Here is a 26,201-nt window from a genome sequence, read left to right on the forward strand (position 1 = left end):
TATTTTTGTTTGAAATTCTATAATTTATATGAAAAACATTTTATCTCTTTTAGCTATATCTTTTCTTTTTTACTCTTGTAACGATGGTGATATTATTACTGAATCTTTAGAATTTGATGATACTTTTAATGCTTGCGATTTAAACTCTAACGATAATTTTACTGTATATAAAACTAAAACAGATCCTTTTGAATCGCTTTCTTTTATTGGCGACAGAACTTTAGCAGAATTATTTGCAACTACTATTGATCCTGATAATGATTTGCTTGTTAATTTAGTAAACGATGAAAATGTTAGTATTGCTATAAATAGTTCTAACGCTTTTAATTACAGAACTTATGATGCAGACCCAAGTAATGTTTTTTGTACTGCAATACCACAATCAAGTGTTAGTATAACTAACGATGCTATTGCTACTGGTGGAACTGCTGTTTTTACCGTAGGTTTGATTGAAGATGATAACGATGGTATTCCTGCTGAATTAGAAGATATAAATAACAACGGAATTCTTGATGATGATGATACAGATGGCGATGGTTTACCAAACTATCTTGATGACGATGATGATGGTGATAACGTTAAAACAATAGATGAAGGTATTGTTTATGATGCTGACACCGAAACTTTAACAGCTAGAAATACAGATGAAGAAAGTGAAGATCCAGATAACTTAATACCAGATTATTTAGATAATGATGATGACAATGATGGTGTTTTAACAATTAATGAAGATACTGAAAATATAAATCTAGATCCTACAGATGACTTTACAGATGGTGGCGCATTACCAGATTATAGAAACCCATTAATTGTAAATAGTGTTGATACTACAGAATATAGTGAGCATAATATAGACCAAACATTCTCTTTATCTTTAACAATATTTGATTTAGCATTACCAACAATTAATCAAGATGTATTAGAATTTGGAACACTAACAGATGATGCAAACGTAAATGTAACCTCTCGACAAGTAACTCCAGAGTTTTAATACTCTGGTTTTATATTTTGATAGATATAAACCTCTGTAGCGCCTTGCCCATATTTTCTATAATCGGCATCATAATGTTTTACATTATTATATCGCCCAAAAAGGTATTGTAATTCAATTTTTAAAGTACCTTCTCCTACACCATGAATAAATACTACTTTTTGTATTTTCTTTCTCATGGCAAACTCTAATTTATGTTTAGCAGTATCTAATTGAAGTAACTTTTTATCATGACTAGACATACCTCGTTCAGATTTTACTAATTGATGAATATGCAAATCAACTTCCATTGTAGGCTGAAAACGTTCTTTAGGCTTAACTTTAGGTGTGTGTTTTCTTTTTATAGATGCTTTTTCTAAAGCAACCTGATGTGCGCTTTTTTTAGAAAAAGCTTCATTTTTTAATGTTGAATCTTGTTGTTTTACAACTTCAGAAAAACTAAAAGTTAACTCAAAACCATTAGTATCTTCAATAACAACGCTATTGTTAAGAACTTTAATTACATGTCCTGAAAGCGCTTCATCTAAAACAAAAACCTTATCTCCTTTTTTAAAACTCACTCTTCTTCGCCTGTAAAATAATTTTTCTCTTTTTTGTCTTTAACCTTACTACTAAGCTTTGAGTTTAACCTAAAAGCACCAAACATAAGCATAAATATACCCAGTATTAATAAATAAACATTTTGCTTTTCATTTGCATTGGCATAAATAGCAATAGCTCCACCAATAATTATGGATAAATAACTAATAATATTTGCTTGTTTCATTTGCACAAAACTAATAAACTAAATTATTAAAATAATCGCTAATATTATTTTTAACTAATTAATGTTAAAATTGAAAAAAAAACAAAATAACTTTTTACAACTACCTAAAAATCAGTATATTTGAACACCCCTAATTTACCTTAAAACTATTGTTATGAAGAAATTATCCTTAATTTTCTTACTCTTATTACCTTATACTTATTGTATTGCACAATTAAGCATAAGAAACGACGCATTTATTTTTGCCAAAGACGAAGTTGTTTTTGTTGAAGATGATATTAATTTAAAAGAAGCTAATTCTACTTTTTATTTAAGAGATGAAGCTCAATTAATTCAAGGCTCTGGAACAACTGGTAATTCTGGTTTAGGCAAACTAAGTATTTTTCAAACTGGAACTGTAAACAACTACGCTTATAATTTTTGGGCTTCGCCTGTAGGTAATGTAGATACAGATGTTGCTGGTAATAGTGATTTTAGAGCCAACGCTAACCTTTTTGAATGGATTGGCCATATAGATCCTTTACTAAACGACATTACAAGCACACCTGCACTTTATACAACTGCGCTTGATGGTACAAGTGCTCCATTAACCATTTCAAGCTATTGGTTATACAGCTATAATCCTGGTTCCTTATATTCAGATTGGGATCATATTGGTGAGACTGGCAACTTAACTAGTGGATATGGTTTTATTATGAAAGGTATTACTGGTTCCTCATCACAATTATATGATTTTAGAGGGAAACCTAATTCAGGAACCATAAACGTTGCTGTATTAAATGGTGAAAGTACTTTAATTGGCAATCCATATCCTAGTGCTATAGATGCACATGCATTTATTCACGATACTAATAATAACGCACTTTTTAATGGTACCTTATTAGTGTGGGAACAAGATTTATCTGTTAGTTCTCACCAAACTGTTAACTATAAAGGTGGTTATGGTTCGTATACAATAAGTCTTGATGAATCTACTGAGTCTTGGAATGCTCCAATATTTTCATCTCCAGATGCTAATGGTTACCCAAGTGGTGTAGGAAGCGCATCTACATCATCTAAAGAATTACATAGATATATAGCTGTTGGGCAAGGATTTATGGTAGATGGTACCGCAAATGGAAACCTACAGTTTAAAAATGAGCATAGAGTATTTTATAAAGAAAGTGATACAGAAAGTGAATTTTTTAAAATAAGTACACAAAATAAAAATGAAACTACAACTATAGAAAACAGCTTTACATATAATGAATTCGGGCAAATAGTACCTGTTGACTATAAGCGTTTTAGGTTAAACATAAATTTTAATAATCAATTTACAAGACCCTTATTACATAACTTCCATACTACTGCTACAAATGGTTTTGATTATGGTTTAGAATCTATTATTAATGAAACAACACCAACAGATGCTTATTTTGTTTTAGGAGATGTACCTTATGTAACACAAGCACATAATTTTGATTTAAATTTAACTATACCTGTTGTAATTAAAGTAGAACAAAATATGCCAGTTGCGATTAAAATATACGACATACAAAATTTTAATAACCAACCAATTTACTTACACGATAAACAAACAGGCGTTTATTATGATTTAACAGTATTAAATTTTGAAACAAATCTAGCTACTGGAATTTACGATAACCGTTTTGAAATAACATTTACAAATTCTAATACATTATCTGTTGATAATTTTGATGATTTAGAGCTGTCAATATTTCAAAACAATACCTTATCTCACTTAGTTATATCTAATCCAAAATCTAAACAAATTAATAGTGTTTCAATTACAGATGTTTCTGGAAAACAAATTGCAAACCTTAACGATTTAAATACGACTACAGAATATCAATACTCAACAAAATCATTAAGTACTGGAATTTATATAGTTACTGTTAATATGGAAAACAATATAGTAGAATCTAAAAAAATTATAGTTAATAATTAATAGTTAACTTTATAATACATTTAAAAAAGTTGGTACTTTAGTACCAACTTTTTTTATACCTTTATTTTTAAAATATTTTATTTTATAAAATTTTCATGCAAAACTTACAAGAATACATGCTGCCTTGTCTTAATAAAAAACTATTTGGTTTTGATTGTATGGGCTGTGGTTTACAACGTAGTTTAAGTTTTCTATTTCACGGTGAAATAATTGCTGCGTTTAAAATGTATCCTGCAATTTTTACCCTAATACCTTTAGGATTATTAATAGTTACTTCTTTTTTTTATAAATTTAAAAACATCAATAAAATTATTAATGGCTTGGCAATAGCTTCAGTATTAATAATAATTATTAGTTTTATAGTCAAACAATTAATTTAAATCAACCAACTTATGAAGAAAAAACTGAACCCAATTTTAGTTTATGTATTATCAATTATTGGCTTACTTTGCTGCTGCTTTGGCGGATTAGGTATCTTATTATCTGGACCAGCATACTTTATAGCTGCTAATCAAATTAAAGCAGCGCAGTTAAATCCAGATGCTTATGAAGGAGATACAAAAGCAATGCAAACTGCAAAAACTGTTGCTTTAGTAATCATGATTATTAATGTTTTATACTTAGCCTGGACTATTTACCAAATTTCAACTGTTGGTTGGGATGAGATGATGGAGCAATCTAGACAGATGATGGAGCAATACCAAACTCAAACTGCTGAGTAAGTTTATAAATTATTAAAATTAAAAAAGCCTTTCAACAAGTTGAAAGGCTTTTTATATAAAATTAATTAAACAATTTTATTTTTCAAATTGTTTTAATGTTTTAGTTATTATAGATACACAGTCTAGCAATTGCTCTTTAGTCATTACTAAAGGTGGCGCAAAACGTATAATGTTTCCATGAGTAGGTTTTGCTAACAATCCATTATCTCTTAATGCCAAACAAATATTCCAAGCTGTATCACTATCTTCAGTATCGTTAATTAATATAGCGTTTAATAAACCTTTACCTCTTACTTTATTTACAATGTTTGAAGTTTCTATAAACTTAGCCATTTCAGATCTAAATAACTCACCTAAATTTTGAGCATTTTCGGCTAAATTTTCATCTTTTATAACTTGTAAAGCAGCCATCCCAACTGCAGCCGCAACAGGATTACCTCCAAATGTACTACCGTGATTTCCTGGTTTAATAACATCCATTATAGAATTATTAGCTAAAACCGCAGATACTGGATAAGCTCCACCAGATAAAGCTTTACCTAAAATTAAAATGTCTGCTTTTACATTTTCATGGTCTATAGCTAACATTTTTCCTGTTCTTGCAATACCCGTTTGTACTTCGTCTGCAATAAATAATACGTTATGTTTTTCGCATAAAGCTTTAGCAGCAGTTAAATAACCTTCGCTTGGTACATAAACACCAGCTTCACCTTGTATTGGTTCTACAAGAAAACCTGCTACATTTTTATTACTATTTAAAGCGTTTTCTAAAGCTTGTAAATTATCGTATTCAATTTTAATAAATCCTTTTGTATAAGGACCAAAGTTTTTACGTGCTACAGGATCATTAGAAAATGAAATAATTGTTGTTGTTCTACCATGAAAATTATTTTCGCAAACAATAATCTCTGCTTCATTTTCATCTATTCCTTTTACTTCATAAGCCCATTTTCTACAAAGTTTTAAAGCTGTTTCTACAGCTTCTGCACCAGTATTCATTGGTAATAACTTATCGTAATTAAAAGTTTCACTTGCATACTTTTCAAACTTTCCTAACATATCGTTATAAAAAGCACGAGATGTTAATGTAAGTGTTTGTGCTTGACTGGTCATTGCTCCTACAATTTTTGGGTGACAATGCCCTTGGTTTACAGCAGAATAAGCCGAAAGGAAATCGTAATACTTTTTTCCTTCTACGTCCCAAACATGAACGCCTTCGCCTTTACTTAATACTACTGGTAACGGATGATAGTTGTGTGCTCCGTATTTGTTTTCTAAATCTATCGCTTGTTGCGATGTTAAATGTTCTAAAACAGCCATTTTAATAATGTTTATTAGTGAATAAAAAAGCCATTCCTTATCTACCTTTTTCCTTTCGAAGTGTCGAAAATTCAGCGTGGGAAAGAAATCATCCCTAAGGCTTGCAAATTACTAAATATAAAGTGCTAATTAAAATTTTTATCATGCAAAAAAACAAACTACTTTTGCAGCTATGGGAAGAAGTAAAAATAGAAAGAAGGTTTTCACTAATGTTGAAGTTATAGATGCTGCAGCAAAAGGAAAAACTGTTGCAAAAGCACCAGACGGAAAAGTGATTTTTTTGCCTAATGCTGTACCTGGAGATGTTGTAGATGTGCAAACTTTTAAAAAACGTAAAGCTTACTACGAAGGTAAAGCTACCGTTTTTCATACATTAAGCGATAAACGTACGCAACCACTTTGTGAGCATTTTGGTGTTTGTGGTGGTTGTAAATGGCAAAGTATGGCCTACGAGCATCAATTATTTTATAAACAAAAAGAAGTTACAAATAACTTAGTAAGAATTGGGCATATAGAACTTCCAGATGTAACACCTATTTTAGGGGCTGCCGAGCAATATTACTACCGTAATAAAATGGAATTTTCTTTTAGCGACTCACGTTGGTTAACTTTAGAAGAAATACAAAGCGATAAAGATTTAGGAGATAGAAACGCTTTAGGTTTCCATATTCCGGGAATGTGGGATAAAATTTTAGACCTCAATACATGTCACTTACAAGCAGATCCTTCAAACGCTATTAGAAACAGTATTAAAGCGTTTGCTGTTAAAAACGATTTAGAATTTTTTAATACCAGAAATCAAACCGGATTATTAAGAACTTTAATGATTAGAACCTCTACAACAGGAGATATCATGGTATTGGTTCAGTTTTTTAAAGAAGATAAAGCAAAAAGAAAATTATTATTAGATTTTATTTCTGAAGAATTTCCGCAGGTTACCTCATTACAATATGTAATTAATGGTAAAGCTAACGACACTATTTACGATCAAGAGGTTATTTGCTACAAAGGAAACGACCATATTTTTGAAGAAATGGAAGGCTTAAAATTTAAAATTAATGCCAAATCTTTTTATCAAACTAACTCTAAACAAGCCTACGAGTTATATAAATTAACAAGAACTTTTGCAGGTTTAGAAGGTGACGAACTAGTTTACGATTTATATACAGGAACAGGAACCATTGCGCAATTTGTAGCAAAACAAGCCAAAAAAGTTGTAGGTGTAGAAGCTGTACCAGATGCTATAACTGCTGCTAAAGAAAATGCACAATTAAATGGTATAGATAACGTTTCTTTTTTTGTGGGTGACATGAAAAATGTATTTAACCAAGAGTTTATAGAAACTCATGGTCAACCAGATGTTATTATTACAGATCCTCCAAGAGATGGAATGCACAAAGATGTTGTAAAACAAATATTAAACATTGCACCACAAAAAGTAGTATATGTAAGTTGTAATAGTGCAACCCAAGCAAGAGATTTACAGCTTATGGATGCTATGTATAAAGTAACAAAAGTACAAGCTGTAGATATGTTTCCACAAACATTTCATGTAGAAAATATTGTACTTTTAGAGAAACGCTAATTATGAAAAAAAATATTGCTATACTTTTAGTATTGTTTTGCCTCGCATTTAGTTGCGAACGTGATGATATTTGTCCAGAAAGTACACCAACTACACCAAGATTAATTATAGACTTTTTAGATTTACAAAACCAAGACATTGTAAAATCTGCCGAAAATTTTCGTGTTGAATCAGCTGAAGATCCAGAAATGGTAATAGATGATTACCAAGGTGGCGGCACAGTATCTAGTATTATTTTACCATTAAAAACTACTGGAAACGAAACACGTTTTGTTTTTTATAGAGATTATGAAGAGGATACTGATGGTACTGTAATAGATGGAAATCCAGATGTGGTAGTAATTAATTATGAAACCGAAGAAATATATGTTTCCAGAGCCTGTGGTTATAAAACCATTTATAAAAATGTAACTATAGCAGTGGAAAATGACACAGATAATTGGATAAACCTAATAGAACCAATAAACGAAAATCAATCTATTGAAGATGAAACAACAACACACTTTAACCTTTTACACTAGCCTGTTTTTTTGTCTGTTTTTGTGTTACAGTTCTGTCTATACACAAAATGAAACAATAGAAGAAACAACAACTATAACTGATTCTATAAAAATTAAACAAAAATATGGCATCCGCTTTGGTGCAGATATTAGTAAACTTGTACGCACCGCGATAGATGATGATTATAAAGGTTTTGAAATTAATGGCGACTACAGAATAACTAAAAACTGGTATTTAGCTGCAGAGCTTGGTAACGAAGAAAAAACCACAACTAACGATTTTTTAAGTGTCACTGCCAAAGGTAGCTACCTAAAAGTTGGAGCAGATTACAACTTATATTCCAACTGGTTAGGTATGGAAAACATGATTTATAGCGGATTTAGATTAGGAACAAGTACCTTTTCTCAAACCAGAAATAGCTTTACTGTTTACGCACAAGATCAATTTTTTACACCACAATTTACATCTACCGAAGCACTTGAAGTTAATGGACTTTCGACATTATGGATTGAATTGCAATTTGGTATTAAAACCGAAATATTAAACAACTTATTTTTAGGTTTAAACCTTCAGTTAAAAGGTAATATTACTCAAGATCAACCTAATAATTTTGAAAACCTTTACATTCCAGGATTTAATAAAACTTTTGATAGTGGTCGTGTTGGAGTTGGATATGGGTATACAATTTCTTATCTTATACCTATATTTAAAAAAGCTAAATAATGGAAAAAGATGCTATTGTTAGTTTATTAGAGGATAGCCACAATAAACTTTACCAATGGCTAGAAACCCATGCGCCGGAAAAATGGACTTTAGGTCCAAAAGGAAAATGGACAACAGGACAACATACTTTACATTTACTACAAAGTATAAAGCTTCTTAATAAAGCCATGGCAACGCCAAAAGTTTTACTTAAATACAAATTTGGTAAAGCTAATAGACCTGTTAGAGATTATAATACAATTATAGCGCGATATAATAGCCGTTTAGCCAATTTTAAAGGTACACCAACATTTCGTCCTTCTCTAAAAATGAAAATCCCTAGTATTAGAGAAAAAAACGGTTTGCTTGATTCTATTTTAGTTGAAAATAAAAAATTACAAGCTAAAACTAAAAAGTGGACAGATAAACAATTAGACAATTATATTTTACCACATCCATTAATGGGAAAAATGCCTGTAAGAGAAATTATTATGTGGACAGCTTACCATACAGACCAGCATTTAAATACGCTTAAAAAAAACTATTAACGGTTTCCTTTTTTTGCTTTAAAACTACTTAAAAGTATTGCAACAGTACTATCTTTTAAAACCTCACGTATTTTTAATTGTTTAAAATGATATGCAGATGTTATTGCCCACATATATTTAGTTTCTTTAGGGAAATATTTATGCATTAAATCATAATTCTCATAACTAGCAGAAATTGCTAAATACGGTTGATTTTTTAAAACCGTTCTTATATTTTTTATTTCTGTTTTTAAATTTAAACTATCATGTAAATATAGTTTTGGTTTCAAGTAGTAACTTGTTTTAAAACCAGAACCATTAAAAGGTCTTAAAGCCACAGGAACTAAAGATTCTACTAATAATTTATCTTTTGGGTAATTAAAATTATTAACTAAATACTCTAATTTTGATAATATTTTATAACTGTTTTTAGACTCTAAATTTTTAATATCTAACCATAAAAAAGGTAAAGTATCTGTTTTTATAGCAGATAAATAACTTTCAAAAGATAAATTTATAGATTCTGCTGGCGGATGGTTTACATCAAAACTATTGGTGTTTTCATTATAAACTAAGTCTAACTCAACACCTTTAAAATGTTTTAAAGCTTGGTTTAATTTTTCTATGCTATTTACTCTATGCGCATAGACTTTATTGTAATAACCTAAAAACTCTAATCGCTTTACACTATATTGATAACTATATAAAAGTGCTGCAAATATTATTAAAAGTAATGCTAAAATAAAAAGGTTTCTTTTTTTACCTTTTGTCATAATTAATTCCTTTTTTAATCAATCTTTCTTTCTTTTTAAACGCTTTATTAAAAATACTTTTTTCAGGATTAAAGCCTTCAAAATTAATACGACTTAAATCTGAAAAACTATGAAAAAAATCATCTAACATATAAGGCCTGTTTTTTAAACCATTAATAGTAAAAAGATTTTTGTTTGTATTTTTATATGCTTTAGAAAACCATACTATAAATGGCACCTCATACATTGGTCTTGTGGCATGAAACTCATTATGTCCAACTAAATCCATTGTATCAAAAACTTCATCTCCATGATCTGATAAGTATAAAACAAAACTATTTGTATTTTTGGCTCTTACCGCTTCAATAACTTCTCTTATAATATAGTCGTTGTATAAAGTAGCATTATCATAAAAATTAATACTTTCTAAAGCGTCAATATTATTGGCTTTTGTATTCTTTTTATTATTCTTAAACTTATTAAATTGCTCTGGATAACGCCTTTTGTAAGCACTATGATTTCCTATTAAATGTAAAAAAATTATCTTCTTTTTTGCTTTATCATCTAACGCTTTTTTTAAGTAAGGCAGCAATGCTTCGTCATAAATATTATAAGCACTATGCTCGGTTGTTACAAAATTTTTATTTTTTGCAGCATTACCAATAAGAGTAGGAATACTTTCATGCAAACCCACTGGTTTTTGATTTGATATCCAAAACGTTTCAAATCCTGCATTGTTTGCTAATTGCACAATTGATGCATTGTCGTTTAGTTTTGGAGCATTATAATCTGCTAAGGTTAATATTTTTTCTAAAGCAACTATAGTATGTACATTAGGCGTAATAACACTATCAAACACTACTAATTCTTTCTCTATGGCTTTTAATTTTGGGTTTGTTTCTCTATCATAACCATACAACTGCATGTGCCAGTTTGAGGTAGACTCGCCAATAACTACAACATACGTTTGAGGTATATTTAAAGTGTTAGTTACAGTAATTGTTTTTGTGTTTTCTTTAGCTAAAGCCGCCTTTAAATTTGCTTTTGCTATTGTATAATCTTCATAAGAAGTAATAGTTGTATACAGTAAGTTTTCATTATTAAAACGTGTGAAAATAAAAAATAATGCTATTAAAATACTTACTAACCCTAAAGCCTTAATAGGAAATGAAAACTGTAAATTTTTTAATTTTTTTTGTTTTAAAAATATAATAGAAAAGCCTACTACTGCTATAAAAAACAGAATTAAACCTATAATTTTTACATTAAAATAATTAGAAAGAAAATCTGATGCTTCACTCCTATTTGTTTCAAAAATTACAAACAAAATTGAAGAACTAATTTTAACACCATAATTAATATAAAAACTTAATTTTATTACTGCTAAAACGCTTAATAGAATAACTGAAAATAGCAAATACCATTTACGTAACTTTTCAGATTTAAAAAAAAGGAAAATACTACTAAATATCGCTGTTAAAAAACCAAATGCAATAACTTCTTTTAAATAAACGTAAGTAAAAGGCATTACAAACCAGCCCAAAACAATAATGACAAGCAATGGTAAACTTAGTAAACATACTAAGCTTAATATAGATTGTATTTGTTTAAATAAGTGTTTAATCAAGAGTGTTATTATTCTTATACTTTGCTTTTTTACTTCCTGCATACATCTCGTATTTTACTAAACGAGATTCTAATTTCGCATTCATTAATTTTATTTTTCGTGACGGACGTAAACCAACATGTTTTATGGCATCTAAATTAGAGGTAATAAACCAAGCATTTGTATTTGGATATCCTTGTTTTAAAGTATCGCCAATGTTTTTATAAAAACTTTCCATTTCTATATCTAAACGCTCACCGTACGGCGGATTAAAAACCATATGTAATTTATTGTCTCCTGCTTTTTGAGTTTTAAAGAAGTCTTCGTGCTTTATAGTAATAAACTCATCTAAATGTGCATTTTTAACATTATCCTTTGCTTTTGTTACAGCACTTGGCGATTTATCGTAACCTAAAATTTTATAATGAAAATCTCTGGTTTTTTTAAGCAGCGATTCTTCAATTTTTTCAAATAACTCAACATCCCAATCATTCCAGCGCTCAAAAGCAAACTCTTTACGCATTAAATTTGGTGGAATATTACAAGCAATCATAGCAGCTTCGGCTAAAACAGTACCACTACCACACATTGGATCCATAAAATCAGATTGTCCATCCCAACCAGAAAGCATAATCATTCCTGCTGCAAGCACTTCGTTTATAGGAGCTATATTTGTAGCCGTTTTATAACCACGCTTGTGTAAAGATTCTCCAGAAGTATCTAAAGAAATAGTACATATAGAACGGTCTATATGAACATTAATTTTTAAATCTGGAAAACGTAAATCTACATTTGGGCGCTCACCAGTTTCATCTCTAAACTTATCTACAATCGCATCTTTTACTTTTAATGCAGTGTATTGCGAATGTGTAAACACTTTAGAGTGTACAGTAGCATCTATTGCTAAAGAACCAGAAGATTTTAAGTATTTAGACCAATTCATTTTATAGACTTGAGAATACAAATCTTTTTCACTACTTACTTTAAAAGTTCTTATAGGTTTTAAAATTTTAATTGCTGTACGTATTGCAAGATTTGCTTTGTACATAAAACCTTTATCTCCAACAAAACTAACATTACGCACACCAGTTTTAACCTGCATTGCTCCTAATTGAGTAAGCTCTCGTGCTAATAAATCTTCAAATCCAAATAAGGTTTTGGCTACCATTTTGAAATTATCTTCCATACTTTTCGACAAATAGGTTACAAAAATAATCTATTTTTGCGCTAAAATCATTTACTACTAGTAATTACTATTAAAGAAAGTGATTTAAATCTAATAAACTAAAATTACATTCCTTTTTTAATAGGAAATGAATATGACAAAAGAAGAGACTACTTGGTTTGCATCATGGTTTGATACGCCATTTTATCACATTTTATATAAAGACAGAGATTATGCTGAAGCTGAAACGTTTATGTGTAATCTTACCAACTATTTAAACATTCCTGAACACGGAAAAATTTTAGATTTAGCTTGCGGTAAAGGTCGCCATTCGGTTTATTTAAATACTTTAGGCTATAACGTTACCGGTGTAGATTTATCTGCAAATAGTATTGCACATGCAAAACAATTTGAAAACGAAACACTAAATTTTGAGGTGCACGACATGTGTAAACCTTATAGTGATACTTTTGATGCCGTTTTTAATTTATTTACAAGCTTTGGTTATTTTGATAATCTAGAAGATAACCTAAAGACAATTGAAGCCATAAAAGCAGATTTAAACGAAACTGGTTTTGGAGTTATAGATTTTATGAACAGTGAGTATGTTATTGAAAATTTAGTACCAGAAAATGTAAAAACTGTTGATGGTATAGATTTTTACCAAAAACGTCGTGTAGAAGATGGTTTTATAATTAAAGACATTTCTTTTACTGTAGATGGTAAGGATTATGAATTTCAAGAACGTGTACGTGCATTTACTTTAGAAGATTTTGAAGTACTGTTTGAAAAAGCTGGTGTGTATTTACTAGATGTTTTTGGAGACTATAAATTAAGTAAATACATGAGAAAACAGAGTGAGCGTTTAATCTTGATTTTTAAATAATGATTTTAAATATAATTCTTCCAATTATATCTGTAGTAATTGGTTTTGCTATAGTTTTATTATTTAAGCCTAAGCAAAATAGAAACCTTAAATTATTACTAGCTTTTAGTGGTGCTTTTTTACTGTCTATAACAGTATTTAGTTTTTTACCAGAAGTATATAAAACTAACAATAGTAATATTGGTTTGTTTATTATGGTTGGTATTTTACTGCAAATAATTTTAGAGTTTTTCTCTCAAGGAGCAGAACATGGACACGTACATTTAGATAAAAACACCGTTACATTCCCGTGGTTATTATTTATAAGTTTGAGTATTCATAGTGTTTTAGAAGGTATCCCAATTCATGGACACCATAGCTTAATTTACGGCATAATTATACATAAATTACCAGTAGCTATTATTCTAGCAACATTTTTTGTAGCTTCAAAAATGAGTAAAAGTAAAACGTTTCTATTTTTACTTTTATTTGCATTAATGACGCCTTTAGGCGTGTTTTTATCTACAAATATTGCTATATTAGAAACATATTTTCAAGAAATTTCGGCAGTAGTAATTGGTATTTTCTTACACATATCTACTACTATTTTATTTGAAAGTAACGAAGGTCATAAATTTAACATAACTAAGTTATTAACTATTGTAGCAGCTATAATATTAGCGTATTTTATATAAAAACTATCAAGTGTTTAGCAGGGAAGAATCTAAAAAAATAAAGCAGTTATTCTGGACTAGTTTTGGAAAATCGTTTCCTAGAAAATGGATTAAATACGACACCAAAATAAAAGGCTTTAGTTTTAAATTTCATTTTGATAATAAAAAAGCATTAGTTGCTTTAGATCTTGAAGATGATTTAGAAAACCGTATTAATTACTGGGAAAAACTTGGACAGTTAAAAAGCATATTATTAGACGATTTTTTACCAGATGCTATTTTTGAAGAAGAATATTTTTTAGAAAATGGTAAAGAAATTTCTAGAATTTATGTGCAATTAGACGAGAAAGTGAATATACACAACAAAAATCACTGGCAACAAGTCATGACCTTTTTTAATGAAAAAATGGCCGCTTTTGAAGCATTTTATTTTGAATATGAAGATTTTATAAAAGCTTAGTAAAAAAACCACTTACACTAAACCACAAAAAAGTACACCATAAAAAAGTGGCTAACAGCACCAGCTAAAACAAAAATGTGCCAAATAACATGATTATAAGGTATTTTTTCAATGGCATAAAAAACCACACCAAGCGTATAAAATAAACCACCAGCCATTAAAAGCCAAACACCTTCTTGTGGCATTGCTGCTTGTAAAGCACTATAATCAAACACTACAAGCCAACCCATTATTAAATATAAAGCCACAGATAAAATTTCAAATTTACCTGTAAAAAATAGCTTTAATATTATACCAAAGGCTGCAATAGCCCAAACTATTGTAAATAAGGTCCAGCCTAAACTTTCCTCTAAAGTAATAAGTGTTATTGGCGAATAGGTACCTGCAATTAAAAAATAAATATTTATATGGTCGGCAATTCTAAAATAGTGTTTGTACTTTTCATGACTCACGTAATGGTACAAAGCAGAAGCTAAAAACAAAACAATAAAAGTTATACCGTAAGTGGTAACGCTAAAAAAACTCCATTCGGTTTTATTCGTATCTTTTAATATTAAAAGTATTAAACCAACAATACCAAACACAGCACCAAAGGCATGAGTAATTGTATTCCATTTTTCTTCAAATGGTGTTTGTATACGCATCTACTCTACTTTTTATTAATCCATTTATTAGTAAGCGCATAAAAATCGTAATCAATTACAGATTTCTGTCGTTTTAATGAGCCATTTTGAAAATTACGTTGTAAAATATCTTCAATTAAATAATCTTCTTTAACATTTTCAGGATCATATTCACGCTTTAAATCTATATTAAATAGTTTAGCGGTGTTATTAAACCAAAAGGCACGCCAACCATTTCTCAAGTTTTTTACCAGATTAAAAGTAGTTTCGCCAGTTTGCCTGTGTACTAATTTAATAAGTATTTGTCCTTCGGTTTTTGTAAGCTTTTTAAGCTCATCAGAAAATTCTCCTTCAATATATTTTTGAATTTTCCTCGAGTAACGTCGTTTTTGCCTTTTACTTTCTAAAGACTCTAATCTTTCAGTCAAACTCTCTAAACGCTCGGCTGCTAATTTGGCATACGGATAGACTTTTTTAGTTTTTCGCCTTAAAATTAAATACGTTCGTCTATCTTCTTTACTAGAAAACTTCAGCTTATGTAAAATCATAACTTCTTCTAAATCTATCGCTTCACGCGGAATAGAATCACCGTCAATTATCATATATTCTATCATTGTAGAATCTTGAACCACTTCATCTTGTTGTGCCCAAAAAAACAACGGAAAAAATAAAATAAAATAAAATTGCTTTTTCATAATTACTTAAATGCTAAAATCATTCCAAAATTTAATTTATTAGCAGCATAAAATTACTAATTAACTTTATGCTAACTATTAATTATACTCGAATATTGTTATTTTAGTGCAAAATTAAAAACAGATGGCAAAACAAAGCATACTAAACAAAAAGTCTATGGACTTTTTAGAAAAATATTTAAACAACGCAGCTCCAACAGGTTACGAGTGGGAAGGACAAAAAATATGGATGGATTACCTAAAACCTTATGTAGATGAATTTATTACAGATACTTACGGTTCTGCCGTTGGTGTTATAAATCCAGATGCTAAGTATAAAGTTGTTATTGAAGGTCACGCCGATGAGATTTCGTGGTATGTTAATTACATAAGTGATAATGGATTAATTTCTGTTATTAGAAACGGTGGTAGTGATCACCAAATTGCACCTAGTAAAATTGTAAATATCCACACAAAAAATGGTATTGTAAAAGGTGTTTTTGGCTGGCCAGCTATACACACCAGAAACAAGTCTAAAGAAGAAGCGCCAAAACAAGACAATATTTTTATAGATTGTGGTTGTACTACTAAAGAAGAAGTAGAAAAACTTGGTGTACATGTAGGATGTGTAATAACATATCCAGATGAGTTTCACATTTTAAATAAAAGCAACTTTGTATGTCGTGCTTTAGATAATAGAATGGGCGGTTTTATGATTGCCGAAGTAGCACGTTTGCTAAAAGAAAATAAAAAGGAATTACCTTTTGGATTATACATAACAAACTCTGTACAAGAAGAAATAGGATTACGTGGCGCACAAATGATTACAGATCGTATTAAGCCCAACGTAGCTATTGTTACAGATGTTACACATGATACTACCACTCCAATGATTAATCAAAAAGTACAAGGTCATGTTGAAAATGGTAAAGGTCCTGTAGTGGCTTATGCTCCTGCCGTACAACAAAAATTAAGAGATTTAATTACAGATACTGCCGACGAGAAAAAAATACCATTTCAGCGTGCAGCATGTTCTCGTGCAACAGGAACAGATACAGATGCTTTTGCTTACAGTAACGGTGGTGTTGCTTCTGCTTTAATCTCTTTACCGCTACGCTATATGCATACTACAGTAGAAACTGTACATAAAGATGATGTAGAAAATGTAATTAAATTAATTTACGAAACACTTTTAAAAATTGAAGATGGTGAAACATTTTCTTATTTTAAATAAAAACACGGTTACGTTTAATAAAACAAATTATTTTTAAGCCTCTTTTTTAGAGGCTTTTTTTATACTTTTAATCTCATGATGCACCAACAACATTTATTTGATATTCCAGAAGATGTTAGCTACTTAAATACAGCAAGCTTATCACCATCTTTAAAAACTAGTGAAATTGCAGGATTAGAATCTGTTTTACAAAAATCAAGACCGTTTACTATACCAACGTCAAATTATTTTGAGCCTGTAACCAAATTAAAACAACTGTTTGCTAAAGTTATTGATGTTGATAATTATAACCGTATAGCAACAATTCCTTCGGTTTCTTATGGTATAGCAACTGTTACTAAAAACATTACATTAAATCCTGAAGACGAAATATTAATTATTGGTGAGCAATTTCCTAGTAACTACTATGCTTGGCAAAAACTTGCAGACCAAAATAATGCAACAATTAAAACGGTTACAATACCTCAAGCACAACAAAACCGTACAAGAGACTGGAACACCTTAATACTAAATAGTATTTCTAGTAATACTGCTGTAATTGCTATGGGAAATATACATTGGTCTAACGGTTCACTTTTTAATTTAAAAGCAATTAGTAAAAAAGCAAAAGCGAATAATAGCCTACTTATTATAGATGGTAGCCAATCTATTGGTGCTTTGCCTTTTTCGGTAAAAGAAATAAATCCGGATGCCGTTATTTGTGCAGGATACAAATGGTTATTTGGACCTTATGGTTGTGCTTACGCTTATTTTGGTGCTTATTTTGATAATGGAGAACCTATAGAAGAAAATTGGACTAATAGATTAAATAGCGAAAACTTATCGCAATTAACACAATATCAAAACCAATATAAACCATTAGCAAATAGATATTGCGCTGGAGAACATGCAAGTTTTATTTACGTAAACATGCAAATTAAAGCGCTAGAACAAGTATTAAAATGGTCGCCACTAGACATACAAAACTATTGTAAATTAATTACTAAAGAAACTGTAAACACTTTACAAGGTCTTGGTTGTTTTATTGATGATGATCACTATAGATCGCATCATTTATTTGGTGTAGAATTACCAAAAACAATAGACATAGACCTTTTAAAAACAAAATTAACTAAACAAAAAATTTATGTTTCCTTTAGAGGAAAATACATACGTTTGTCTTGCCATTATTTTAATACAGAAAGACATTTTAAAAAATTAGTTAATTGTATAAAATCTGTTATTATTAACAATTAAATGGACGAACTTATAGACATTGTTTCCAATACAGGAGAAACAACAGGAAAAACTGCTCTAAAAAGCGTTATACATAGTAAAGGTTTATACCATAACACCGTTCACATTTGGTTTTATACAACTACTGGAGAAATTTTATTACAACAACGTGCTGCAACAAAAGCTATTTGTCCATTACTTTGGGATGTTAGTGTTGCAGGACATATAGATGCAGGAGAAACTTTAAAAAAAGGAGCTACTAGAGAAATAGAAGAAGAAATTGGATTATCTATTTGTGAAGATGATTTAACAAAAATTGGCACTTTTAAATGCTTTAAAAAATATGATAATGGTATAATAGATAATGAATTTCATCATACTTATATAGCCCAATTAAAAGTAGATATAAATAAACTTACACCTCAAAAAGAAGAAGTTGAAGCTTTAAAATTAGTTTCAACTGAAACCTTTCAGAAATTATTAAATCACTCTAAAACAAACGGTCATTTTGTAGCATCAAATAAAGCGTATTATGAGATTGTTTTAAACAGCATAAAAAAAGTGCTATAATTTATCTACATTCGTTTTATGGATTTAATTCTTTATGCACTTGCTCCTGTTGCCGCAGTAATATTATATATTTATTTTAAAGATAAATATGAAAAAGAGCCAAAAAAACTTTTAATACTATCTTTTATTTTAGGAGCTATTGTTAGCGTTATACTAGCTTTAATTTTATATGGTGTTTTTGATATTGTCTTACCGCTAACTAATAGTTTAAGCATTGGGCAACAGTTTGTACAAGCTTTTTTTGTTGTTGGTTTTACAGAAGAATTAAGTAAATATCTTATTGTGTTCTTTTTTGCACAACGCAATAAAGAGTTTAACGAACCTTTTGATGGTATTGTTTACGCCGTAATGGTATCAATGGGTTTTGCTGCAACAGAAAATATTATGTACGTAATGGAAAGTGGTATTTCTACAGCAGTTTTAAGAGCTTTTACTGCCATTCCTGCTCATGCAACCTTTGGTATTCTTATGGGATATTTTATGGGTAAAGCAAAGTTTTCTAATAATAGATTTATACTTAATATGGCTGGTTTAGGCTTAGCAATTTTATTTCATGGTGCTTACGACTTTTTCTTATTTATAGATTTTGTACCAGGTATTTGGATTGGTGCAATAGTCTCTTTAATAGTAGCTATTTTATTGTCTAGAAAAGCAATAAAGAAGCATCAGGACATATCATATTTTAATATTGAAAACAAATAAATTTGTATCTTTAAAACAAGCAATTCTATAATTTTGAAAACTGTTTTAAAATATATACTTCTACTCGCTTTGGTACAGTCTTGTGCTACAAAAAAATATGTAAACAAAAAACAACTTACAGGCGCTATAAAAAGCATAACAAAAACAACTTACCTTGAAACTAATGGTAACAAAAAATTGGTTGAAACTACCAAAATGCAATTAACTAATAACGGACGCATAAATTATGCTGAAGTTTATAATGCAGAAAATACACGTATTGAAACCATAGAAAAGAAACTTTTTTTTAACAAACGCTCATTCCCAAATAAAGAAGCTTATTACTGTAAAACCAGATGGAAACCTAAACAAAGAGAACGTATAAGTTGTTATACCCAAAAGCAATATAAAGTAAACGAATATATAGCTTATTACAACCCAGATGGAACTTTAAATAAAACCGAAGACAATTTTACAGACTTTAAAACCAGGCTATACAATTACAACGCTAAAACCAACCTTCTAGAAACTATTATTGTTTTAAATAAAGCTAAGGATACTATAAATACTGTACAATTACAATGCTTAAAAATGGACATAAATGGTAATTGCATAAGTTTACAAAAAAGCTTTACTAACACAAATAGTAAAAAAATAATAACAAGAGATATTACATATTTTTAAACCTTTTACAACCCAAGTACAGAAACTACAGAGGCTATAATATATTCTACACCAATAGCAATTACAATAAAACCTATAATTCTTGATAAGGCATTTATACCAGAAGCACCTAAAAATTTCACTATAAAATGTGCACTTTTTAATACCAAATAAATAGTTAGCGCTGCAGTAAATAAAGCACCAACTATTATACAAATATCTTGTGTTAATTGAAATTCTTGATTATACGTAATTAGTAAAGAAATAGTTCCAGGACCAGCAAGCATAGGTATTGCTAAAGGTGTTAAGCTTATTGCTTCACGACTATGTATATCTTCTTGTACTTTTTGGCGTTTCATACCTTTATGTTCACGAAATTTACCAGTAAGTAAAGCAAATCCAGATGATGCAATAATTAAACCTCCAGCAATTTTTAATGCGTTTAAACTTATGCCAAAAAAAGATAAAATATACTTACCAGCAAAAAAGGATAGTAATAGAATAATAAGCACATCTACAGCAGTCCAGAAAGCCGTAACTGCACGTTCTTTTTTAGTATGTTCAAGTGTTAAGCCTACAAATACAGGTACGGTTCCTAGCGGATTCATTATTGAAAATAAAGCGCCAAAAGCAATTAAATATAACTCCATTGTTTTTTCGACAAAGAGATTATTTTTATCAATAAAAAAGGTTAATTTAAATTGAATAAATACTTAGTAAAACATCAATAAAATTTACATTTTCTATTCATCATTTAACGTTTTCATAAAGTTTACAACGTCTTTAATTTCAGAGTTAGATAAGTTTAAACTATCGCTAGGTAAAGTTTGATATTCTAAATCTAAACCTAAGCCACTTCCTCCACCGTTATTATAAAAAACAAGAACCTCATCTAAAGTATTATAAACGCCATTATGCATGTATGGTGCAGTTTTTTCAATATTTCTAATTGTTGGTGTTTTAAAAAAGAATTTACGCTCTTTAGTATTAAAAACATTGTAACGTCCTAAATCTGGACTAACTTTTGGTTTCATTTTAGTTGAATTTGGCACACCAATTAATTCCATTTCACTCTCGGTAAAATTTGGAGGAACTGTACCATTAAAAACTGGTGCAAAATGGCAGGTTGCACATTTACCTTTACCGTTAAAAATATTAAATCCGTTAATCTCGCTTTTGGTTAATGATTGTTCTAGGTTATTTATATTTCTATCGAATTTAGAATTGAATGTATTTAAACTACGAATGTAAGTTGCTATCGCATGTCTTATTTCTCTATCGGAAATTTTACCATAATACTCATTAAAAGCCGACACATATTTAGGATTTTTTAAAACGGCATTAGTAATCGTTTTTAAATCTGAATGAAACTCGTCTTTATTATCAATTACACTTACAATTTGACCTTCTAAACTTCCCGCGCGACCATCATAAAAAAAACTCTTTTGAAGTGCCGCATAAGCAACAGTTGGTGTGTTTCTGGTTTGTTTTTTAAAAGTTTTAAAACCATCTGTAAATGCTTTTTCTTTTACATGGCATGTTGCACAACTTATCTCTTGGGAAGTAGATAAATTTTTATCGTTAAAAAGCAGTTGTCCTAACGTGGCCTTTTTTACTACTTTATGATCTTGTTTATTGCTATCTGAAAAATAATTTAAATTAAATGTTTCATTAGAAAACAAAGATGTCATATTATTTTTAAAAGCCAGCTCAAAAGGAAAATTAACATTCCAATCGCTTTGTGTTTCTACTAATAAGCGAAGTTGTTTGTTTGTATGGTTTTTTATAAAACTATATCTATCAAACGTATTAAAATCTGCATTTAAAATCGCTATAGTTTCAGCAATTTCTGTGTTCCAATTTTTTACTAGGTTTTGGTTTTTAAAATTACTTTTAAATACATTAAGAATATCTTGTATTGTTTTATAGGCTATTTGTGCTTCAAATAAAGAGTTTTCAAGAACAGGTGAATCAAAACCAGTAATACCTGTTAAAGCTACACGGGCAATTTCATCTCTAATTAACCAAATTACATGGTGGTTTTTAAGCTTTAAACTTGTGTTTTTAAGTACTAAATTTAAGCGATTTTTAGTTGCTTTTGCAGTGGTTTTAATTGTTGCTAAATCTACGTCATCGTCAAAAAGCATTTCTTCTAACACTTGAAATCCTTTTGGATTATTTATTTTAATATCTGTAGCGTCTTCTTCTTCTATTTTTAGAATATTTGGTGCATTTAAAAACTTGTAGTTAGCCTTATCTACAAATGCTAAAATAGGTTCTAAGCTTTTAAATGCAGAACGTGCTAATTTATAAGCTTTTATTCCCTGAGTTTTATTTTTAGCAACTTCTAAAGCCTCTAAGTGCTTAATACATGTTTGTAAACCAGACTTATAATTAGATTGTAATATTAAAACAGGATCGCTTTCGTAAGCTTCTTTTTTTTGATTACAGCCTAAAAGTAAAACTAAAAACAAACACGCACTTAAAGTGCGTGTTATGTTTAAATTTAAATAAATTGAAAACATTTTATCTTTCTAAACCGTTTATAGTAAAAATCATACTTCCTTCTCCTGTTGTTGGTGATGGATTTGCTGCAGGATCTGTAAAGTTACCTTGCCAACCATGGTTTTGTGTTATTAATAAAAACGTGTCATCTATTCCTACAGTTTCAGAGATATCAATCATACCTGTTAATTCCCAAGTACTACTAGTTGTACCATAGCCTTGAATTTCTGCTAAATCTTGATCTGCTTCTAAAACGGTTTTAAATGTACCATCGTTTAAATTATATTGGTATAAACGTGCGTAATGCATTTTATCTGCATTATCAAAATAACCATTTGGGTCTTCTTGAATGTAAGCATAATTTTCTGTAACTAAAATGTTATCTGGACTGTGGAAAGCTTTTGCTTTACCACTTTCTAAATCACCATCTAATACACAAGTAATTGTTCCAGCTCCAGATGGATCATTTTCATTTAATGTAACTTTATAAATACGACCATAAGTTGTTCCTTTTCCAACTAATCCTGGTTTTTTTCTTCCTGTAACACAAAAATAAATCTCTCTATTATTTGCTGCAGAACCTCTTCTCCAATCGATATCTTCTAAACGAGAAAAGCCCATTGCTCCTTTTGTTTTAGCTTCGGTATCTAACATTGTAATTTCAGTTTCTTCTAAAGGCACAAAATCTATACTATAACTTTGTCCTTCTTGCATATCTACTTCAAAATCTATTGCTGTATCTGTTACACGTAAAGCATATAATTGACCGCCATATAAATCACCACGATTACCAACATACATTCCTAATTGTCCTGATGGTGCTTCGTTATCTGAATGGTCATCGCCAATAAAAACAACAGTTTTATCTTGGTAAGCATCTTTACCAATAACTACAGCATTTTCTGTAGACCATTGTCCTAATGCTGGTAATAATTGAGCATAAGATGCGTTTCCAGAACTTCTAAAAGGATCTGTTGCAAAAACACCTTTACTTGCTCCACCCCATTCACCACCAGATAAATATAATGGTCCAAAACCGTGCTCTTCTTGTGTTACTAAAGAACCTGAACATTGTGCTGTTGCAGCTGTTGCTGTAGCGTTTAATATGTATTCTCCTGCAACTGGCTTGAAAGTTTCATCTAATTCAATTCTAGCAATAGAAAAATCTGCTTCTATATTATTAATTAAAGTAAATGTACCATTATCATTTTTTATTAATCCAGCACCATCTGCCATAGAACCGTAAACGAAATTTGGTGTTTGTTCTAATTGATCTTCAGATGTCATTAATGGATACACATCAATGTTACTAAATTCTGGGCTTACTTTTAATAAAGTAGGTGTTGTAGAATGTGCTTTTAATTCTACAGGATTCGAGTTTTCTACTATGGCTGCATTGTCATCATCATTTTTACATGCGGCTAAGGCTAAAAAGCTTAATCCTAATGCGGTTACTTTTAAGTAATTTTTCATTATGTTTTTGGTTTGTTAAATTGATTACGTAAAGCAACCAATTAAACTTTAACACAATGTTTATTAAAAAATATGTAATTATTAAGGTAAGTTTATGTGAATGTTAAATGTAAAACTAAAGTAAAAATAGTGTTTCTAAATCTTTGCTTGATAGGTATACAAATCAAAATAACGTCCTTGTGATGCTATTAACTCATCATGATTTCCACGCTCTGCGATTTTTCCGTTTTCAATAACTAAAATTTGATCTGCTTTGCGAATTGTACTTAATCTATGTGCAATAACAATTGTTGTTCTATTTTTTGTTAACTGTGCTAAACTTTTTTGAATTAAAGCTTCACTTTCTGTATCTAAATTTGAGGTTGCCTCGTCTAAAATAATAATTTTAGGATCTGCTAAAATAGCTCTTGCAATGGCTATACGCTGTCTTTGTCCTCCAGAAAGTTTTACGCCTCTTTCTCCTATTAAAGTTTCTAAACCATTTTCAAAACGGTCTGTAAACTCATTTACATAAGCCGCTTTTACTGCTGCTTGTAATTGAACTTCTGTAGCGTTTGGCCTTGGAAACATAATGTTTTCTTTAATTGTACCTTCAAACAAAAATTCGTCTTGTAATACTACACCTAAATGTTGTCTAAAACTATTTAATTTTATTTTAGATAAATCCTTACCGTCTATAGTAATTTTTCCAGATTTAGGATTTAAAAATGTAGCCGATAATCCTGCTATTGTAGATTTTCCTGAACCAGAACTTCCTACTAATGCAATTACAGATCCTGATGGTGCTTTAAAATCTATATTATGCAATACAGGTTTATTATCTTCATATTCAAACGAGACGTTACTAAACTCTATTTCGCCTTTAAATTCTTGTAATTCTATGGTTCGGTTTTTATCGTCTTCTTCGGCCGCCATATTCATTAGCTCTTCAGTTCTATCTAAACCTGCTAAAGCTTCGGTTAATTGACTTCCTATGTTACTCATTTGTATTATTGGTGCAATCATGAATCCTAAAACTAGAGTAAAAAATAGAAAATCACCTGTGGTCATTTCATTTTGAATCATATAATAACCACCAATGCCCATAATACCTGTAGTAGCAACACCTATTAAAAAGGTTGAAGAACTCGTCATTAAAGCTGTTGCTGTTAAACTCTTTTTTACGTTTTTATATAGTCGCTCAACACCTTTTTCAAAAGCAGAATTTTCTTGTTCTTCGGCATTAAAGGCTTTTATAACACGAACACCTGCTAGGGTTTCGGTTAAACGTCCTGTTACTTCGGCGTTAATTTTTCCTCTTGATCTAAAAATTGGTCTTATATATTTAAATGCTTTTAAAGCAATAACTCCAAAAATTGATAATGGAATAAACACAAAAAGCGTCATCCATGGATTTAGTTTTATTAATATTATTAATGATATAACAGCGGTAAATGTACCACCAACTAATTGTACTAAACCTGTACCTATTAAATTTCTAACGCCTTCTACATCTGTCATGATTCTGGATACTAACGCACCAGATTTAGTATTATCGAAAAAACTAATGGGTAACGATAATACCTTTTTTTGTACTTGAGCGCGTAACTCACTAATTAGATATTGTGCTTGAACACTTAATATTTTTGTTAATAAAAACGAAGTTACCGCCTGTACTGTTATTGCTCCTATTACAATTGCTATTAAAACCCATAGTTTACTAGTATCGCCACTTGGTACAACCTCATCAAGCAGTACTTTACTTTGCCATGGTAATATTAAACCAGATAAACTTTTTATTACTATTAAAATTAAACCAATAAACACCAACTTACGTCTTGGCCAAATTATAGTTTTAAAAGCTTGAGCCATTGTAACTTTTGGTTTGGCTTTATTTTTGTTTTCTGAAGTTTTATATGATCGCATATCTACAATTTATCTTGCAAAGATACGCTTGTAAATATTATACGTTTTACATTGAAAAATTAATGTTTTGTTAA

At 29.9% G+C, this 26,201-nt stretch carries 28 protein-coding genes; 16 read left to right on the forward strand and 12 right to left on the reverse strand.

All coding sequences use genetic code 11. The features are described from left to right. Positions 1-28: 28 nt before the first annotated feature. On the forward strand, positions 29-991 hold the full coding sequence (locus tag LACAL_RS13710) for a hypothetical protein (protein ID WP_013871356.1): 963 nt from the start codon (positions 29-31) through the stop codon (positions 989-991). Here the strand turns inward: LACAL_RS13710 and LACAL_RS13715 are convergent. After that, positions 988-1,551 carry a Smr/MutS family protein gene (locus LACAL_RS13715; RefSeq protein WP_013871357.1) on the reverse strand — a complete coding sequence of 188 codons (564 nt, stop codon included), beginning with the start codon at positions 1,549-1,551 and terminating at the stop codon, positions 988-990. The genes LACAL_RS13710 and LACAL_RS13715 overlap by 4 nt on opposite strands. After that, positions 1,548-1,757 carry a hypothetical protein gene (locus LACAL_RS13720; RefSeq protein WP_013871358.1) on the reverse strand — a complete coding sequence of 70 codons (210 nt, stop codon included), beginning with the start codon at positions 1,755-1,757 and terminating at the stop codon, positions 1,548-1,550. Before LACAL_RS13720 ends, LACAL_RS13715 begins: the two co-directional genes overlap by 4 nt. Positions 1,758-1,911: 154 nt before the next feature. On the opposite strand from LACAL_RS13720, the gene LACAL_RS13725 reads away from it, so the two are divergent. From LACAL_RS13725 to LACAL_RS13735, 3 genes are all read left to right on the forward strand, one after another. Beyond that, positions 1,912-3,705, forward strand: a complete 1,794-nt coding sequence (locus LACAL_RS13725; RefSeq protein ID WP_013871359.1) for a T9SS type A sorting domain-containing protein — start codon at positions 1,912-1,914, stop codon at positions 3,703-3,705. A 95-nt stretch (positions 3,706-3,800) separates the two neighbouring features. Next, a complete protein-coding gene (locus tag LACAL_RS13730; protein ID WP_013871360.1) occupies positions 3,801-4,085 on the forward strand; it encodes a DUF2752 domain-containing protein in 285 nt (94 codons plus the stop codon). Between the two features lie 12 nt (positions 4,086-4,097). Then, positions 4,098-4,427 carry a CCC motif membrane protein gene (locus LACAL_RS13735; protein ID WP_013871361.1) on the forward strand — a complete coding sequence of 110 codons (330 nt, stop codon included), beginning with the start codon at positions 4,098-4,100 and terminating at the stop codon, positions 4,425-4,427. A gap of 75 nt (positions 4,428-4,502) precedes the next feature. Here LACAL_RS13735 and rocD read toward each other — a convergent pair whose 3' ends face one another. After that, a complete protein-coding gene (gene rocD / locus LACAL_RS13740) occupies positions 4,503-5,747 on the reverse strand; it encodes an ornithine--oxo-acid transaminase (protein ID WP_013871362.1) in 1,245 nt (414 codons plus the stop codon). 172 nt (positions 5,748-5,919) lie between these two features. Between rocD and rlmD the strand changes: the two genes are divergently transcribed. Genes rlmD through LACAL_RS13760 form a run of 4 tightly spaced genes read left to right on the forward strand, consistent with a single transcriptional unit; the run spans position 5,920 to position 9,083 of the window. Further along, positions 5,920-7,332: a 23S rRNA (uracil(1939)-C(5))-methyltransferase RlmD gene (rlmD, locus tag LACAL_RS13745; protein ID WP_013871363.1), complete on the forward strand. Its 1,413-nt coding sequence runs from the start codon at positions 5,920-5,922 to the stop codon at positions 7,330-7,332. Positions 7,333-7,334: 2 nt separating this feature from the next. Continuing rightward, positions 7,335-7,853, forward strand: a complete 519-nt coding sequence (locus LACAL_RS13750) for a DUF6452 family protein (RefSeq protein WP_013871364.1) — start codon at positions 7,335-7,337, stop codon at positions 7,851-7,853. Further along, positions 7,819-8,556, forward strand: coding sequence for a DUF6048 family protein (locus tag LACAL_RS13755; protein WP_013871365.1), 738 nt, complete (start codon positions 7,819-7,821; stop codon positions 8,554-8,556). Before LACAL_RS13750 ends, LACAL_RS13755 begins: the two co-directional genes overlap by 35 nt. Beyond that, positions 8,556-9,083 carry a DinB family protein gene (locus tag LACAL_RS13760; protein ID WP_013871366.1) on the forward strand — a complete coding sequence of 176 codons (528 nt, stop codon included), beginning with the start codon at positions 8,556-8,558 and terminating at the stop codon, positions 9,081-9,083. The genes LACAL_RS13755 and LACAL_RS13760 overlap by 1 nt, the downstream gene beginning before the upstream one ends. Here LACAL_RS13760 and LACAL_RS15105 read toward each other — a convergent pair. From LACAL_RS15105 to LACAL_RS13775, 3 genes are read right to left on the reverse strand one after another with little or no spacing between them, the layout of a single operon-like run. Then, positions 9,080-9,835: a DUF2181 domain-containing protein gene (locus tag LACAL_RS15105; protein WP_013871367.1), complete on the reverse strand. Its 756-nt coding sequence runs from the start codon at positions 9,833-9,835 to the stop codon at positions 9,080-9,082. The two genes, LACAL_RS13760 and LACAL_RS15105, sit on opposite strands and share 4 nt — an antisense overlap. After that, positions 9,822-11,483: a sulfatase-like hydrolase/transferase gene (locus LACAL_RS15110; RefSeq protein WP_013871368.1), complete on the reverse strand. Its 1,662-nt coding sequence runs from the start codon at positions 11,481-11,483 to the stop codon at positions 9,822-9,824. Before LACAL_RS15110 ends, LACAL_RS15105 begins: the two co-directional genes overlap by 14 nt. Continuing rightward, positions 11,434-12,606 carry a class I SAM-dependent RNA methyltransferase gene (locus LACAL_RS13775; protein WP_013871369.1) on the reverse strand — a complete coding sequence of 391 codons (1,173 nt, stop codon included), beginning with the start codon at positions 12,604-12,606 and terminating at the stop codon, positions 11,434-11,436. Before LACAL_RS13775 ends, LACAL_RS15110 begins: the two co-directional genes overlap by 50 nt. A 133-nt stretch (positions 12,607-12,739) precedes the next feature. On the opposite strand from LACAL_RS13775, the gene LACAL_RS13780 reads away from it, so the two are divergent. Genes LACAL_RS13780 through LACAL_RS13790 form a run of 3 tightly spaced genes read left to right on the forward strand, consistent with a single transcriptional unit; the run spans position 12,740 to position 14,584 of the window. Beyond that, on the forward strand, positions 12,740-13,471 hold the full coding sequence (locus tag LACAL_RS13780; RefSeq protein WP_013871370.1) for a bifunctional 2-polyprenyl-6-hydroxyphenol methylase/3-demethylubiquinol 3-O-methyltransferase UbiG: 732 nt from the start codon (positions 12,740-12,742) through the stop codon (positions 13,469-13,471). Beyond that, positions 13,471-14,145, forward strand: coding sequence for a zinc/iron permease (locus LACAL_RS13785; protein WP_013871371.1), 675 nt, complete (start codon positions 13,471-13,473; stop codon positions 14,143-14,145). The genes LACAL_RS13780 and LACAL_RS13785 overlap by 1 nt, the downstream gene beginning before the upstream one ends. 10 nt (positions 14,146-14,155) lie before the next feature. Next, positions 14,156-14,584, forward strand: coding sequence for a DUF4268 domain-containing protein (locus LACAL_RS13790; protein ID WP_013871372.1), 429 nt, complete (start codon positions 14,156-14,158; stop codon positions 14,582-14,584). A 17-nt stretch (positions 14,585-14,601) separates the two neighbouring features. On the opposite strand, the gene LACAL_RS13795 is transcribed toward LACAL_RS13790, so the two are convergent. Both LACAL_RS13795 and LACAL_RS13800 read right to left on the reverse strand, forming a co-directional pair. Next, a complete protein-coding gene (locus LACAL_RS13795) occupies positions 14,602-15,228 on the reverse strand; it encodes a hemolysin III family protein (protein WP_013871373.1) in 627 nt (208 codons plus the stop codon). Positions 15,229-15,233: 5 nt separating this feature from the next. Beyond that, a complete protein-coding gene (locus LACAL_RS13800; RefSeq protein WP_013871374.1) occupies positions 15,234-15,902 on the reverse strand; it encodes a DUF4294 domain-containing protein in 669 nt (222 codons plus the stop codon). A 124-nt stretch (positions 15,903-16,026) separates the two neighbouring features. On the opposite strand from LACAL_RS13800, the gene LACAL_RS13805 reads away from it, so the two are divergent. The 5 genes from LACAL_RS13805 to LACAL_RS13825 all read left to right on the forward strand — a co-directional run bounded on the left by LACAL_RS13805 (position 16,027) and on the right by LACAL_RS13825 (position 20,265). Further along, entirely contained in the window at positions 16,027-17,115 is a 1,089-nt protein-coding gene (locus LACAL_RS13805; RefSeq protein ID WP_013871375.1) for a M42 family metallopeptidase, read from the forward strand. A gap of 75 nt (positions 17,116-17,190) precedes the next feature. Next, entirely contained in the window at positions 17,191-18,351 is a 1,161-nt protein-coding gene (locus LACAL_RS13810; RefSeq protein ID WP_013871376.1) for an aminotransferase class V-fold PLP-dependent enzyme, read from the forward strand. Beyond that, the gene (locus LACAL_RS13815; protein WP_013871377.1) at positions 18,352-18,900 is read left to right on the forward strand and encodes an NUDIX domain-containing protein; all 549 of its coding nucleotides are present in this window, start codon (positions 18,352-18,354) and stop codon (positions 18,898-18,900) included. Between the two features lie 18 nt (positions 18,901-18,918). Next, entirely contained in the window at positions 18,919-19,602 is a 684-nt protein-coding gene (locus tag LACAL_RS13820; protein ID WP_013871378.1) for a PrsW family intramembrane metalloprotease, read from the forward strand. A 33-nt stretch (positions 19,603-19,635) separates the two neighbouring features. Further along, complete coding sequence (locus LACAL_RS13825; protein WP_013871379.1) at positions 19,636-20,265, forward strand: hypothetical protein; 630 nt, start codon at positions 19,636-19,638, stop codon at positions 20,263-20,265. 5 nt (positions 20,266-20,270) lie between these two features. Here the strand turns inward: LACAL_RS13825 and LACAL_RS13830 are convergent, their stop codons facing one another. From LACAL_RS13830 to LACAL_RS13845, 4 genes are all read right to left on the reverse strand, one after another. Continuing rightward, complete coding sequence (locus LACAL_RS13830) at positions 20,271-20,894, reverse strand: MarC family protein (protein ID WP_013871380.1); 624 nt, start codon at positions 20,892-20,894, stop codon at positions 20,271-20,273. 93 nt (positions 20,895-20,987) lie between these two features. Further along, positions 20,988-22,769 (reverse strand): cytochrome-c peroxidase, encoded by a 1,782-nt coding sequence (locus LACAL_RS13835; protein ID WP_013871381.1) that lies wholly within the window; start codon positions 22,767-22,769, stop codon positions 20,988-20,990. A gap of 1 nt (position 22,770) precedes the next feature. Further along, on the reverse strand, positions 22,771-24,222 hold the full coding sequence (locus LACAL_RS13840; protein ID WP_013871382.1) for an alkaline phosphatase PhoX: 1,452 nt from the start codon (positions 24,220-24,222) through the stop codon (positions 22,771-22,773). A gap of 135 nt (positions 24,223-24,357) precedes the next feature. Beyond that, positions 24,358-26,127, reverse strand: coding sequence for an ABC transporter ATP-binding protein (locus LACAL_RS13845; RefSeq protein WP_013871383.1), 1,770 nt, complete (start codon positions 26,125-26,127; stop codon positions 24,358-24,360). Between the last annotated feature and the right edge of the window lie 74 nt (positions 26,128-26,201).

The sequence above is a fragment of the Lacinutrix sp. 5H-3-7-4 genome, from assembly GCF_000211855.2.
In the GTDB taxonomy this organism is placed as follows: domain Bacteria; phylum Bacteroidota; class Bacteroidia; order Flavobacteriales; family Flavobacteriaceae; genus Lacinutrix.

Bases quoted from the DNA above. Each gene is read 5' to 3' on its own strand.
- LACAL_RS13710 (WP_013871356.1), top strand. From the start codon at position 29: ATGAAAAACATTTTATCTCTTTTAGCTATATCTTTTCTTTTTTACTCT.
- LACAL_RS13720 (WP_013871358.1), bottom strand. From the start codon at position 1,757: ATGAAACAAGCAAATATTATTAGTTATTTATCCATAATTATTGGTGGA.
- LACAL_RS13725 (WP_013871359.1), top strand. From the start codon at position 1,912: ATGAAGAAATTATCCTTAATTTTCTTACTCTTATTACCTTATACTTAT.
- LACAL_RS13730 (WP_013871360.1), top strand. From the start codon at position 3,801: ATGCAAAACTTACAAGAATACATGCTGCCTTGTCTTAATAAAAAACTA.
- LACAL_RS13735 (WP_013871361.1), top strand. From the start codon at position 4,098: ATGAAGAAAAAACTGAACCCAATTTTAGTTTATGTATTATCAATTATT.
- rocD (WP_013871362.1), bottom strand. From the start codon at position 5,747: ATGGCTGTTTTAGAACATTTAACATCGCAACAAGCGATAGATTTAGAA.
- rlmD (WP_013871363.1), top strand. From the start codon at position 5,920: ATGGGAAGAAGTAAAAATAGAAAGAAGGTTTTCACTAATGTTGAAGTT.
- LACAL_RS13750 (WP_013871364.1), top strand. From the start codon at position 7,335: ATGAAAAAAAATATTGCTATACTTTTAGTATTGTTTTGCCTCGCATTT.
- LACAL_RS13755 (WP_013871365.1), top strand. From the start codon at position 7,819: ATGAAACAACAACACACTTTAACCTTTTACACTAGCCTGTTTTTTTGT.
- LACAL_RS13760 (WP_013871366.1), top strand. From the start codon at position 8,556: ATGGAAAAAGATGCTATTGTTAGTTTATTAGAGGATAGCCACAATAAA.
- LACAL_RS15105 (WP_013871367.1), bottom strand. From the start codon at position 9,835: ATGACAAAAGGTAAAAAAAGAAACCTTTTTATTTTAGCATTACTTTTA.
- LACAL_RS15110 (WP_013871368.1), bottom strand. From the start codon at position 11,483: ATGCAGGAAGTAAAAAAGCAAAGTATAAGAATAATAACACTCTTGATT.
- LACAL_RS13775 (WP_013871369.1), bottom strand. From the start codon at position 12,606: ATGGAAGATAATTTCAAAATGGTAGCCAAAACCTTATTTGGATTTGAA.
- LACAL_RS13780 (WP_013871370.1), top strand. From the start codon at position 12,740: ATGACAAAAGAAGAGACTACTTGGTTTGCATCATGGTTTGATACGCCA.
- LACAL_RS13785 (WP_013871371.1), top strand. From the start codon at position 13,471: ATGATTTTAAATATAATTCTTCCAATTATATCTGTAGTAATTGGTTTT.
- LACAL_RS13795 (WP_013871373.1), bottom strand. From the start codon at position 15,228: ATGCGTATACAAACACCATTTGAAGAAAAATGGAATACAATTACTCAT.
- LACAL_RS13800 (WP_013871374.1), bottom strand. From the start codon at position 15,902: ATGAAAAAGCAATTTTATTTTATTTTATTTTTTCCGTTGTTTTTTTGG.
- LACAL_RS13805 (WP_013871375.1), top strand. From the start codon at position 16,027: ATGGCAAAACAAAGCATACTAAACAAAAAGTCTATGGACTTTTTAGAA.
- LACAL_RS13810 (WP_013871376.1), top strand. From the start codon at position 17,191: ATGATGCACCAACAACATTTATTTGATATTCCAGAAGATGTTAGCTAC.
- LACAL_RS13815 (WP_013871377.1), top strand. From the start codon at position 18,352: ATGGACGAACTTATAGACATTGTTTCCAATACAGGAGAAACAACAGGA.
- LACAL_RS13820 (WP_013871378.1), top strand. From the start codon at position 18,919: ATGGATTTAATTCTTTATGCACTTGCTCCTGTTGCCGCAGTAATATTA.
- LACAL_RS13830 (WP_013871380.1), bottom strand. From the start codon at position 20,894: ATGGAGTTATATTTAATTGCTTTTGGCGCTTTATTTTCAATAATGAAT.
- LACAL_RS13835 (WP_013871381.1), bottom strand. From the start codon at position 22,769: ATGTTTTCAATTTATTTAAATTTAAACATAACACGCACTTTAAGTGCG.
- LACAL_RS13840 (WP_013871382.1), bottom strand. From the start codon at position 24,222: ATGAAAAATTACTTAAAAGTAACCGCATTAGGATTAAGCTTTTTAGCC.
- LACAL_RS13845 (WP_013871383.1), bottom strand. From the start codon at position 26,127: ATGCGATCATATAAAACTTCAGAAAACAAAAATAAAGCCAAACCAAAA.